Origin of the sequence: Bacillus luti, from assembly GCF_009739945.1 — a bacterium.
GTDB classification, from domain to species: domain Bacteria; phylum Bacillota; class Bacilli; order Bacillales; family Bacillaceae_G; genus Bacillus_A; species Bacillus_A luti.
In genome coordinates, this window is sequence record NZ_CP040336.1 from 3,415,381 (window position 1) to 3,427,904 (window position 12,524).

Genomic DNA, 12,524 nt, shown 5'->3' on the forward strand with positions numbered 1-12,524 from the left:
CCCTATTCTCCTTCCCGCTTTAAACTATCCTCTGGTACACAAACGATGAACTTGCAGCCTCTTCCAGTTTCATTGTCTTCTAATCTTACTTCTCCACCAAGCTCTGTTACCATTTCGTGTATGTAAGAAAGTCCAATTCCTGTGGATGGTGTTCCCGTTTGATCATACTTTGAAGTAAACCCAGGCTTAAACACTAATTTTTTATACTTTTGTGCAATACCAGGCCCATCGTCAATTACCTCAAAGATTACATGTTGATCTCGTTTATATAAATTAATACTAATGAGACCTCTATCTTCAATTGCTTCAACTGCATTGGCAACTAAATTATTGAAAATTGATAACACTGTATACACGTGATATGCAGCGTGCTCACCTTCTATATGTTTAGAAAAATGTATATCTTTTTCTAACATTTCAGCATACTTCTCATTTATTCTCACAATCATTTCTGCAAGTTCATGTCCTTCTACATACTCTGCTACATTTTTATCTAATAATAGTTTAGACAATCCTGCAAAGATTCTTTGATTATCTTTTTTTATTTCATGTACTTCTCCCGCTATTTTCAATGCTGTTTTACCATTCGAATCATCAATTACTTGCAAGTTCCGATATAATTGATATGCTTCTTGTGTAATTAACTCCGCATTTTGTAACGTTTTCTTTAAATGAACAGATTCTACATATAAATTAGAAAGGTGCATTAGCATATTTTCATTTTCTTTTCGCACTTGTGATTCTTTTAATTTCGTTTCATATAAGTTCATCATATTTAAAAAACCGAGTGCAAAGAAACTACGAAAAATAGCAATAATAATTAACTTATTTACTTCAGAAACCGTTATTGTTGTACCGAGCACTACCATATGATAAATCGCAAGTTCTGACATACTCGCGATAATTTCAATTGTAATTCCAAGGCACCCAATAACGATTGGCTTCTGATGAAACTTATTCACTCTACAAAGCGAAAAAAGACTTCCATAAATAAAATAATAGAAGAACACAGGATAGCGCAAATAAAATGATTCTGTCATATGAAATGAACCTTGCAACACCCAATCAAGACATACACGGAAAAAGACTACACATATACCGACAAGAATACCTGCAGCAGCAGCTGGCACTCTTTTTAAAAATAGTAATAGAAAGAAGAATAGCGGTGTCCCAAAGCTAACACGAAACGTATCGTTAAAAGGATGAAAATTCAGCTCTCCAGCAATCGGAACTACGACCATTAATATAATTAAAAGAGACATATCATTCTTCCATAATTGATTCCAATTCAAAAGTGCCACTTCCTATGCATTTTTTCAATCGTACAAGTAAAGCCCGCTTATAATAATAAACGGGCTTTATTTCTATATTCTAACCTTTTCTACCGCTTTTATTTGGCGATACTCTGGCATCCACATTGCTTCTTTCACTGCAATCTTGATATCATTATCACTTAAATTCTCTCTAGCAACACCTTCTGCAACTGCAACTTTCGCTACTTCAACTGCAACCATTTCGGAGATATTACGTAACTCTTCAACTTCTGGCAAGATAGGTGCTCCTGGCTGACTTGTATCTACCATGCTTGCAACTGCTTCAGCTGCTGCTGCGAACATTCCATCCGTCATGACGCTTGCACGCACAACAATTGTTCCAAGACCAAGTCCTGGGAAAATAAGTGCGTTATTTGATTGCCCGATAACGTACGTTACACCGTTATACGTAACTGGTTCAAATGGACTTCCTGTTGCAACTAATGCTCTTCCTTCTGTCCATTCAATTAAATCTACTGGTTTTGCTTCAGCAAGTGGCGTCGGATTCGACATTGGTAAAATGATTGGTCTTTCTACGTGAGAAGCCATTTCTTTAATAATCTCTTCTTTAAATGCGCCCGCCACAGTAGATGTACCAATTAAAATTGTCGGTTGTACATGTTTTACAACTTCAGCAAGTCCGATTACATCATTTTCTTTCCACTCACTTACTTCTGCTTCTTTTCTTGCATATGGAATTTGGAAATCAAGAAGATCTTCCATGTTATCTGTAACTAATCCGTTTCGGTCAATACACCAGAAACGATTATGTGACTCTTCTTCTGATAAGCCAGCACGGACCATTGCATCTCTTACTTGATCTGCGATACCGATTCCAGCTGTACCAGCGCCAAACACAACAACGCGGTGTTCACTCAGTGGTACACCAGAAGCTTTCACCGCTGATAATACAGCAGCAAGTGAAACTGCACCTGTACCTTGAATATCATCATTAAACGTACATACGTCATGACGGTATTTATCTAAAATTTTTCGTGCATTGCGAGAACTGAAATCTTCCCAATGTAAAAGTGCTTTCGGGAATTGTTTATTTACCGCTTGTACAAACGTATCAATAAATTCATCGTAAGCTTCACCCGTTATACGTGGATGACGATTTCCAATATAAAATGGATTGTTTAATAGTTCCTCACGGTTTGTACCTACATCTAAAATTACTGGTAATACACGGCTAGGATCGATTCCAACTGCCGCCGTATAAACAGCTAATTTTCCGATTGCGATGTTAATCCCACCAACACCCCAGTCACCAATTCCTAATATGCCTTCTCCATCAGTTACAACGACTAAATCAATGTTTTCAGCTGTTGCACCGATATTATTGAATGCTTCTTCAATACCTGAAGGGTCGTTAACTGATAAATAAACGCCGCGTGGTTTACGGTATTCATGACTGTACCTTTGAATTGCTACACCAACAGTAGGTGTATATACGATCGGTAACATTTCACGTAAATGATCTGTTAATATACGATAAAATAATACTTCATTTCGATCATGTAACGCCGTTAAGTATACATTCTTTAATAAATCATCCGGCTGGGAACAAAATTGTTCGTATGCTCGGCGCGCTTGTTCTTCTAACGTTAAAACCGCTGGCGGTAATAACCCTTTTAAACCTAATCCTTCTCTCTCTTCTTGCGTGAAAGCTACCCCTTTATTTAAAAGTGGTGTTGATAATACTTCTACTCCTCTTAATGTCGTTTCTAATGAACCATTAGAAGCTACTGTAAACTTGCTCATAACATCCCTACCTCTATTCATATATAGCATTTCTATATTGTAAACAAAAAAGAGGGGCTTGTCCCCCCTCTTCTTTTAATTTTTCTTTAAAAGAGTTGCTCCAGCAATCCCTGGATGTGTCATTTCGAATGGATCTAGAATTAACTCTAAGTCTTCTTGTGATAACACACCATTTTTCACACAAAGTTCTCGAACGGATTGGCCTGTTGCAATTGCTTCTTTCGCAACACGAGCTGCTGCTTCATAACCGATATGAGGGTTCACGGCTGTGATAATTCCTACACTCTTCTCAACATACTCTTTTAAGCGATCTTCATTCGCTTCAATGCCTTTTAAGCAATTATCTGTAAAGGCACGGAAACCGTTATTCATAATGCTAATCGATTGCAGTAAGTTGAAAACAAGTACTGGTTCCATAACGTTTAATTCTAATTGGCCTGCTTCTGAAGCAAGACAAATCGTATGGTCGTTACCGATTACTTGGAACGCGATTTGGTTAATCACTTCCGGCATAACAGGGTTTACTTTCCCTGGCATAATAGATGAACCTGGTTGACGAGCTGGTAACATAATTTCCGCTAAACCAACACGTGGACCTGATGCCATTAGACGAAGGTCATTCGCAATTTTAGACATGTTCATCATACATACTTTAAGTGCTGCAGATACTTCAGTATAAGCATCCGTATTTTGCGTCGCATCTACTAAATCTTCTGCACCAACAAGTGGTAATTCACTGATTGTAGCTAAATGTTTTACAACTGCTTCAATATATTCTGGATCTGCATTTAATCCTGTACCAACTGCAGTCGCTCCCATATTTACTTCATATAAATGTTGACGTGATTGCTTAATACGTTTCATATCACGTTCAAGCACGCGAGAGTACGCTTTAAATTCTTGTCCAAGACGAATTGGCACAGCGTCTTGTAAATGTGTACGACCCATTTTAATAACATGGTCGAACTGCTCTGCTTTTAATTCAAATACATCATGCATATAGCCCATCGTTTGTAATAAGCCTTCTAATGCATTTAATGTTGCGATATGAATCGCTGTTGGGAATGCATCGTTTGTTGATTGCGCCATATTCACATGGCTATTTGGACTAATATAATGATAGTCTCCCTTTTCCATTCCTAATAATTCAAGAGCACGATTGGCAATGACTTCATTTGCGTTCATGTTCATTGAAGTACCTGCACCGCCTTGAATTGGATCGACGATGAAATGATCATGCCATTTTCCATCAAGAATTTCTTGAGCAGCTTCTGCGATCGCGCCGCCCTTATTTAGTTCCAATCTTCCTACATCTGTATTAGCAAGTGCTGCAGCTTTTTTTACAATTGCGAACGCTTTAATTAAGCCTTCATGAATTTTGTACCCTGTAATTGGGAAATTCTCCACTGCACGCATTGTTTGTACACCGTAGTATGCATAATTAGGCACTTCTTTTTCACCTAAAAAATCTTTTTCAATACGTACTCCATTTTTCACTTCAGTTAATGTTGCCATAATTTTTCACTCCTTAACGATTTCTTATGCTGCTTTTGTTTCTTTGACTGTTTCTACATATTGTTTTGCTTTCTCATTATCGAATTCGCCTTCCCACTTCGACATAACAATGGCAGCTAATGCATTTCCTAATACATTGACAGATGAGCGAATCATATCTAAAATACGGTCAATTCCCGCAATTAACGCGATACCTTCTAACGGTAAGCCCATTGAGCCTAACGTTGCTAATACAACAACGAATGATGCACCTGGAACTCCCGCCATACCTTTGGATGTTAACATGAGAACGAATAATAACGTTATTTGCTCCGTCAGTGACATGTGTATACCGTACATTTGCGCAACAAACAATGCCGCTAACGCTTGATAAATAGCCGATCCAGTCAAGTTAAATGTATAACCTGTCGGAATTACGAAAGAGGCAACTGCCTTTGGACAACCGAACTCTTCCATTTTTCTCATTATATTAGGTAAAACAGCTTCTGAACTTGCTGTCGTAAATGAAAGAATAAGTTCTTCTTTTAAAATTTTCATTAATGTAAAAATGTTTACTCCAACCATTCGTGCATTAATACCTAATACAATCACAACGAATAGTATAACAGTTACGTATACAGCTAGCACTAGTTTTCCTAACGGAAGTAGTGTTGCTACACCAAATTTTGCAACTGTAACGGCAATTAATGCGAATACACCAAATGGTGCGAATTTCATAACTTGATTTGTAACCCAAAACATTGCTTCGAGCACACCTTCAAAGAAGTTAAAGACAGGCTTTCCTTTGTCTCCAATTGCCGCAACACCTAAACCGAATAAAACTGAGAAGAATATAATCGGTAATAAGTCACCTTGTGCAATAGATTCAAATACGTTTTTTGGTACAATATGAACAATTGTGTCAGCAAAACCTTTCTTCTCTGTTGCATCTGCTGTTTGTTTATAAGAAGAAATATCACTTTGCTGTAAATTATTCATATCCACACCAGTACCTGGTTGGAATATATTCGCTGCAAGTAATCCCATTAAAATAGCAATCGTCGTAATAATTTCGAAATAAAGAATTGTTTTTCCGCCTAGTTTCCCAAGCTTCTTCATATCACCTACACCAGCTACCGCAACAATTAATGCTGAAATAACAATCGGTACTACAATCATTTTAATTAAGTGAATAAATATATCCCCAACTGGTGTGATATAAGAAATCGCCGTTTTATTTCCATAAAAGATTGCCCCTACCACAATCCCTAAAACAAGCGCGACAAAAATTTGTGTTGCCAATCCGAATTTTTTCATTTATGTTCATCCCCTTTATGCGAACGCTTTCATTTCGTATTTATAAAAGCTACTCACACATCATATAAGCGAACCTACAAAATCATACAAAAACCTACAAGTTCGTCACAAAAAATTCGAATTTTTTTCTTATAATATTCATTGACACATATTCCGTAAAAAGAAATAAAATATACTTGATAAAACATCAGATTATTTCGTATAATCTAAAAGATATACGTATTCAAACTAACAAGGATGAAAAGGAGTGGATATTATGAAAAATCATGCGAAGAAGTTCATTATATCTATTTCTTTTCTATTTCATTTTCATAAAAAGGAACAAGGGCATTCGCCTTTGTTCCTTTTTTATTGCGATCTATATAGGGGGAATTGTTATGAAGCCATATAAACGAGTCTTAATTAAATTAAGCGGCGGCGCACTTGCTGATCAATCTGGAAATAGCTTTAACTCGAAACGATTAGAACATATCGCAAACGAAATTTTATCCATCGTTGATTTAGGCATCGAAGTCTCCATCGTAATTGGTGGTGGTAACATATTCAGAGGTCATTTAGCTGAAGAATGGGGAATTGATCGCGTAGAAGCTGATAATATAGGCACGTTAGGAACGATAATTAACAGCTTAATGCTTCGCGGCGTTCTAACTAGCAAAACTGATAAAGAAGTACGCGTTATGACTTCCATCCCTTTTAATGCGGTAGCTGAGCCATATATTCGCTTACGTGCAGTCCACCATTTAGATAACGGTTATATCATCATTTTTGGAGGCGGTAACGGGCAACCGTTCGTTACGACAGATTATCCAAGTGTACAAAGAGCCATTGAAATGAATAGTGACGCCATATTAGTCGCAAAACAAGGAGTAGATGGTGTCTTTACAAGTGATCCAAAACATAACAAATCAGCGAAAATGTATAAAAAACTAAACTATAACGATATTGTTAGGCAAAATATACAAGTCATGGACCAAGCTGCTTTACTGCTTGCTCGGGACTACAATTTACCAGCACACGTCTTTAACTTTGATGAGCCTGGCGTGATGAAAAGAATTTGTTTAGGTGAACATGTGGGGACATTGATTAATGATGATGCTTCGATGTTGGTGCATGAAAAATAATATTTTTCATCGGAAGTTTTGTTCATCTCCACGAATTATTAGCCTTTTACAAGCAGCTGATCTCCCACCTCAAAATTTGCCTCTTTGCTTCAGCCGAATTTCGAGGTGGGAATCTTACTGCTCGTTAATCCAGAATAAATAGTACCCTACTTTGTATAACAAGGGGACTTAAGTTTTTATCTTAAATTTTTTCAGGACCATTTATAATTTTAGAATTTATTTATGAGAGCTCTTCTGAATCCCACACTTCAATAAATTCAAAACCTTTTAATTCACTCTCTAAAATTGCATTTTTGAATTGATCTGATACTAAAAGATAGTTAGGATGCACCTTACCATTTATATTCAATTTAAAAATTGGTTCATCCTGGACAACATAAGGAATAAATACAATTTTTTTACACCCTATTATTAAACCTGAACTTAACTTATCAAAGATTGTTTTATTAGTATCAAGTGCTTCCAACACTCTTAAAACATGCATAGCATAGTATTTTTTGTTTGTTTGTTTATGAATTAATGGTAAAAATTCAATAGTATCTCCTACTATAGGTTCTAAAACATTCTTGGCTTTTTCACTAATTATTTGTACACCAGACTTTCCCCAAAAAATAGGAGAATCGCTTAACTTCCCTTCATCTGCTACCTCAATAAACTTAGGCGTCCATGAATCTAACAAACTCACCATAGAATTAAAACTAATTTTAAAATATTTTTTATCCTCTTCATAGTTCAATAATTGAAAGGTTTCATAATCATCAGTCGAGCTTTTTAATTGCCAAATTTTCATATATATTCTCCTTTATTACCATAATAAAGTATAAAACAAGAAAGAACCTTCTATTTTTGAAGGTTCTTTCTTACTTCTTCTTTGCACTCACTTTATTCCCATTAAATTTTCACAAATAAAAATCCACCAACCCTGCCAACTTCTCCTTACAACGCTCCCAAAAAGATAACTTCTCAAAAAATTCTTTCGTCATTTCTTTCGAATCATGAATATCTTGAGCTAATGCCTCGTTCACTTCTGATACGATAGTTCCACCATGAATATATAAATTCATCTCATCATTAATATAAAAGCTACGTGCAGTTATATTTGTTGTACCGATAACAGTTAATTCATTATCAATCAACATTAACTTTCCATGAAACATCCCTTTTTTATAACCATATACCGTAATCCCGTTATTAACAGCTTGACGTATATAAGGATATGCCGCCTCTTTAATGAGAGGAATATCTGGTTTATATGACCAAAGTATTTTTACTGTAACGCCACGTTTTTGTGCGGCGATTAAAGCGTTCATTAACTCTTTATTTTTCGCTATAAAATACGGCGTCGTAACAACAACCGAATGCTTCGCTTGGTTTATTAACTCAACATATTTTTCAGCGACGTGATGCCCATTGTAACTAGCCATCGTATGTAACGTGTTCCCTTTACTAGCTTTATTCGTACTTCTCTTTATATGTTCTTTCGTATCTCGTTTCCAGTCTAGAGCAAACTGTTCTTCTAAATCTTTCGCTCCTTCTCCTTTAAGCCGCACATGATAATCACGCCAATATCCAAATCGCTTATCTTTCCCTAAGTACTCATCTCCTATATTAAAACCACCTGTATATCCAATCTCCCCATCAATCGTCGTAATACGGCGATGATTACGGTGATGTAGTGAATAAAATCCAAATGGCAATTCCGGTTTTCTACTATATGTAAAATGAACACCACTTTTCTGCAATTCATTTATCATCTTTCTTTCAAATGATAAATCATTAATGCGATCAACTGACAAATAGACGTTTACTCCTTCTTTTGCCTTCTCTTTTAATAAGTTTAAAAAAGTATGGCTACTTTTATCATCCGACAAAATAAAAAAATACGTGTAAATAGATTGCTTTGCTTCTCTTATGTCAGTAAACAACTGTTTATAAAATGACTTCCCTTCTACATATAATTGAAAGTCACTATAATGAGGAGCGTACTCTGTCGGCATATTTTTTCCAGCTTCCATTTTCCTTCCGAGTGTAACGTCAATTTGCATCCAAATTAATATAAAAATAAACATAGCAATAATAATAGAAGTAACTCGCAATATTTTTTTAATCATTTTAATTTCCTTCCGCTCGTTTTCTTTCCACCTTTCTATTTTGTCATTCAAATTTAGATTTCATGCTTCATACAAAAAAGGATGTGACTTAACGTCACACCCTTTTTATATTAAACAAAGTTCCTCGCATCATTATTTCTTCCAAACTTATAAATAGCAATTAAGAAGAACGCAATGGCAAAGGCAAATAAAATTAAAATGTTTAAATACAACTCCGAGAACGGGATTCCTTGTTGTAGTTTTGATACGGTGTCTAACAACCATCTCTGCGGAAGAAAATCAGCTACTTTTTGTACAGCTTTTGGCATAATGTCGTACGGGAAATAACATCCAGCAAGCAAACATGTTGGTACTATCACTAGATTTTGCATTGCATTTGAAGCAGCTGAACTTTTTGAAAAAGACACAATGACTAATGATAAACCAATTGCAACTAAAGCGAATATCATAAGCACACCAATCATTACTATGAAAGGCATATTAATATTTGTATGAAAAACATTCGTCATAAATAATACTGCAATGACAATTTGCAATGTTAATATCATCATATTTACTGCTACATTGGATAATATAAATTTCTTTCCGTCAATTGGTGTTGATAATAATCTAAAGTACGTTCTATTCTCTTTTTCTTTTAAAATAAATCCTGATAAGTTCACTGCTGAAAACAACATAAACATAATAAGATAACCCATCGTTTGGTTTGTCATATCTTTATTTTTCGAAGTATCTTCTAGCGTTTCAGTTTTCATTTTAAATGCACTTTTTTGATACCCTGCGTACATATTATCAAATGCACTTTGATCTGTTCCTGCCACTTTACTAATAGCTGCTACATTATCAATATAGTTGTATAAATATGATTTTATAAATCCTGTTACTTGATCACCTTTAATCGATGAAATTTCAATATGATCTGGTTTCCCTTCTCGAACACTTTTTGAAAAACCAGAATCTAATGTAATCACTCCATCAAGTTTTTTGGAAGTGAGTTTATCTTCTACTTCAGAGTCCTTAACCTTACTCACATTCACATGATTTAATCCTTCTAAAAACTTTATCGTGTCATTTGCTATCGGCTCATTTTCTTTATTTACAATCCCGATATTTAACGTTCCTTGCCCTGCATTTCCGTATATCGAAAAAGAGATGAGCGTTCCGATTATTGGCAAACTAATAATAATGAATAACCCTTTTTTATTTTTCAAAAGTACAGATAACGTTTTTTGTATGAGCCATAAAATATCTTTCATACTATAGCCCCTCCCGTCTGCGTAATGCAATAATTGCAATTAATAAAAAGAGTGCTGATATTCCAAGGTTTAAAGAAATGACTGGTAGTGCTGCTCCTATATCATTTGCATAAATAATTTTCATGACAGCCGTATTTGCCCACGTTAATGGTGATAAATTCGTAACGAAATTTTCTTCTACTACAAAGTATGCACCACCAAAAATAGAAGCTAACTGTATAACAACAAGAATAATTGCTCTCGATGATTCAGCTGTTTTCGTAATATATCCGATCCCTAAACCGAAGCTAATTGCTAGAAAGACTTGTGTTAATAAAATAATAAATATGATTCCAAGATGGTCGCCCCAATTCGCTTGAAATACAAATTTGCTAAATAACATGACAAGTAATACGCAAAGGGCATTTGCTACTAGGCTACCAAGTACTTTTCCAATGAATATTTCAGCCTTACTTATAGGCGCGGCAATGAGACGATCTCCTGTTTTACGTATTCGTTCTCCTCGAATTAAAGAACTCGCTCCCATCCCAGCATATAGTGCAATCATCGTTGTCATTACAACCGCATAGTAATCCATAGAACCTGGCTTTTTCGCAGCTTGTAAAGATGTTTCTTTTATATAATCATTATGATTTCCGTTTGAAATAACCGTGCTCACCTTACTAGGATCTACTTTTGCAACTTCGGTCACTACATTGTACTTATCAACAAATGTTGTTAGCATTCCTTCTACAATACTTCCCTCAATACTACTTTTGTCACTTCCGTACAATTTTGCGCCATCTTTTTTTAATTCTACATAAGCAGCATATTTATTTTGTTTTATTTCTTCTTTCCCATCTATGCCCTCAGAAACTTTTTTAAAATGAATACCTGATTTATCAACTTCTTTCGTAAATGCTTCAAATGATTGAGAAAATGTGCTACTCGCTTCATCTTTGTATAGCACTTGTATATCCTTAATCGATTGACTATCGCTATTAAATGCATTACTTAACGCTGTGCCTAAAACAAGCATAAGCACAATCGGAAATGCTAACATAAAAACTAAAGTTCTTACGTCCCTAAAATCTCTCTTAATATGCATAATTGCAATATTGAAGATGTTCAATTGATGAACCTCCCTTTACCTTTTCTTCATTTACCTTTTATTTATCTCGTAAGTTTCTTCCGGTCAATGTAAGGAATACTGTTTCTAAGTTCGGAGCCTGCTCCTCTAACGAACGAATTTCAATATCATGATTAATGAAATGCTGAATAATTTTATTCAAATTGTTTAATCCTGCATCAGAATTTACTTTAATTACATTCTCTTCGATTTGAACAGCTTTCACGCCGCTTATCTCTTTTAATGTTTCTACATCGAGATTTTCTACAGATTTCACTTCAATCCAAATGTCTTTCGTATCGGTAATGATCGCTTTTAACTGTTCTTTTGTACCTTCTGCAATCACTTTACCGTGATCTACGATCGCTATTTTCGTACAAATCTCTTCTACCTCTTCCATGTAGTGACTCGTATAAATAATCGTACTTCCCATTTCATTTAATTTTCGGACTGACTGAAGAATGTAGTTTCTTGACTGCGGATCAATTCCAACCGTCGGCTCATCCATAATAATCAATTTCGGTCTATGCGCGATTGCACAAGCGATATTCAATCTTCTTTTCATCCCGCCAGAAAAGTTTTTCGGATAACTTTTATGTTTATCACTAAGCCCTACAAATCGAAGTGCTTCTTCTACTCTCGCTTTCAGTTCTGCTCCTCGTAACCCGTACAACCCAGCAAAGAATTTCACATTTTCATAAGCAGTTAACTCTTCATAAATCGCAATATCTTGCGGAACAATGCCGATGTTCATTTTCGCAAATCGGTTATGTTTCTTTATATTTTTTCCTAGTATGCTAATTTCACCTTCATTACTTCTTAGCAAACCAGCAATCATATTAATCGTCGTACTCTTACCAGCACCATTTGATCCTAAAAAGCCAAATATTTCTCCTTCTTTAATAGATAAAGACATATTATCAACTGCGATGAAATCACCAAATTTTTTCGTTAAATTTTTAATTTCTAATGTATTCATCATTTCACCCCTATTTCGGTTTCTCTGCTGTTTATTATAAACAAAAAGAATGAACCTGCTC

The 12,524-nt window shown here is 35.3% G+C and carries 10 protein-coding genes; 1 reads left to right on the forward strand and 9 read right to left on the reverse strand.

Annotated features, from left to right (window positions below):
• Positions 1–2 precede the first annotated feature (2 nt).
• From EUC40_RS17260 to EUC40_RS17275, 4 genes are all read right to left on the reverse strand, one after another.
• Complete coding sequence (locus tag EUC40_RS17260; protein WP_208814612.1) at positions 3–1,301, reverse strand: sensor histidine kinase; 1,299 nt, start codon at positions 1,299–1,301, stop codon at positions 3–5.
• 63 nt (positions 1,302–1,364) lie between these two features.
• Positions 1,365–3,077, reverse strand: coding sequence for an oxaloacetate-decarboxylating malate dehydrogenase (gene malS / locus EUC40_RS17265; protein ID WP_156576121.1), 1,713 nt, complete (start codon positions 3,075–3,077; stop codon positions 1,365–1,367).
• A gap of 75 nt (positions 3,078–3,152) precedes the next feature.
• Positions 3,153–4,592 (reverse strand): aspartate ammonia-lyase, encoded by a 1,440-nt coding sequence (gene aspA / locus EUC40_RS17270; RefSeq protein ID WP_000224176.1) that lies wholly within the window; start codon positions 4,590–4,592, stop codon positions 3,153–3,155.
• A 24-nt stretch (positions 4,593–4,616) separates the two neighbouring features.
• Positions 4,617–5,888 carry a cation:dicarboxylate symporter family transporter gene (locus EUC40_RS17275; protein WP_000713280.1) on the reverse strand — a complete coding sequence of 424 codons (1,272 nt, stop codon included), beginning with the start codon at positions 5,886–5,888 and terminating at the stop codon, positions 4,617–4,619.
• Between the two features lie 377 nt (positions 5,889–6,265).
• Between EUC40_RS17275 and pyrH the strand changes: the two genes are divergently transcribed.
• Entirely contained in the window at positions 6,266–7,009 is a 744-nt protein-coding gene (gene pyrH / locus EUC40_RS17280) for a UMP kinase (RefSeq protein ID WP_156576122.1), read from the forward strand.
• A gap of 220 nt (positions 7,010–7,229) precedes the next feature.
• Here pyrH and EUC40_RS17285 read toward each other — a convergent pair whose 3' ends face one another.
• The 5 genes from EUC40_RS17285 to EUC40_RS17305 form a co-directional block, all read right to left on the reverse strand.
• Positions 7,230–7,799, reverse strand: a complete 570-nt coding sequence (locus tag EUC40_RS17285; RefSeq protein ID WP_156576123.1) for an imm11 family protein — start codon at positions 7,797–7,799, stop codon at positions 7,230–7,232.
• Between the two features lie 109 nt (positions 7,800–7,908).
• Positions 7,909–9,120 (reverse strand): cardiolipin synthase, encoded by a 1,212-nt coding sequence (gene cls, locus EUC40_RS17290; RefSeq protein WP_156576124.1) that lies wholly within the window; start codon positions 9,118–9,120, stop codon positions 7,909–7,911.
• A gap of 110 nt (positions 9,121–9,230) precedes the next feature.
• Positions 9,231–10,376: an ABC transporter permease gene (locus tag EUC40_RS17295; protein ID WP_156576125.1), complete on the reverse strand. Its 1,146-nt coding sequence runs from the start codon at positions 10,374–10,376 to the stop codon at positions 9,231–9,233.
• A gap of 1 nt (position 10,377) precedes the next feature.
• Positions 10,378–11,487 carry an ABC transporter permease gene (locus EUC40_RS17300; protein ID WP_156576126.1) on the reverse strand — a complete coding sequence of 370 codons (1,110 nt, stop codon included), beginning with the start codon at positions 11,485–11,487 and terminating at the stop codon, positions 10,378–10,380.
• 37 nt (positions 11,488–11,524) lie between these two features.
• A complete protein-coding gene (locus EUC40_RS17305; protein WP_156576127.1) occupies positions 11,525–12,463 on the reverse strand; it encodes an ABC transporter ATP-binding protein in 939 nt (312 codons plus the stop codon).
• Between the last annotated feature and the right edge of the window lie 61 nt (positions 12,464–12,524).

Coding starts and splice junctions, on each gene's coding strand:
- malS (WP_156576121.1), bottom strand. CDS start 3,077: ATGAGCAAGTTTACAGTAGCTTCTAATGGTTCATTAGAAACGACATTA.
- EUC40_RS17295 (WP_156576125.1), bottom strand. CDS start 10,376: ATGAAAGATATTTTATGGCTCATACAAAAAACGTTATCTGTACTTTTG.
- EUC40_RS17285 (WP_156576123.1), bottom strand. CDS start 7,799: ATGAAAATTTGGCAATTAAAAAGCTCGACTGATGATTATGAAACCTTT.
- EUC40_RS17275 (WP_000713280.1), bottom strand. CDS start 5,888: ATGAAAAAATTCGGATTGGCAACACAAATTTTTGTCGCGCTTGTTTTA.
- pyrH (WP_156576122.1), top strand. CDS start 6,266: ATGAAGCCATATAAACGAGTCTTAATTAAATTAAGCGGCGGCGCACTT.
- aspA (WP_000224176.1), bottom strand. CDS start 4,592: ATGGCAACATTAACTGAAGTGAAAAATGGAGTACGTATTGAAAAAGAT.
- EUC40_RS17305 (WP_156576127.1), bottom strand. CDS start 12,463: ATGAATACATTAGAAATTAAAAATTTAACGAAAAAATTTGGTGATTTC.
- cls (WP_156576124.1), bottom strand. CDS start 9,120: ATGATTAAAAAAATATTGCGAGTTACTTCTATTATTATTGCTATGTTT.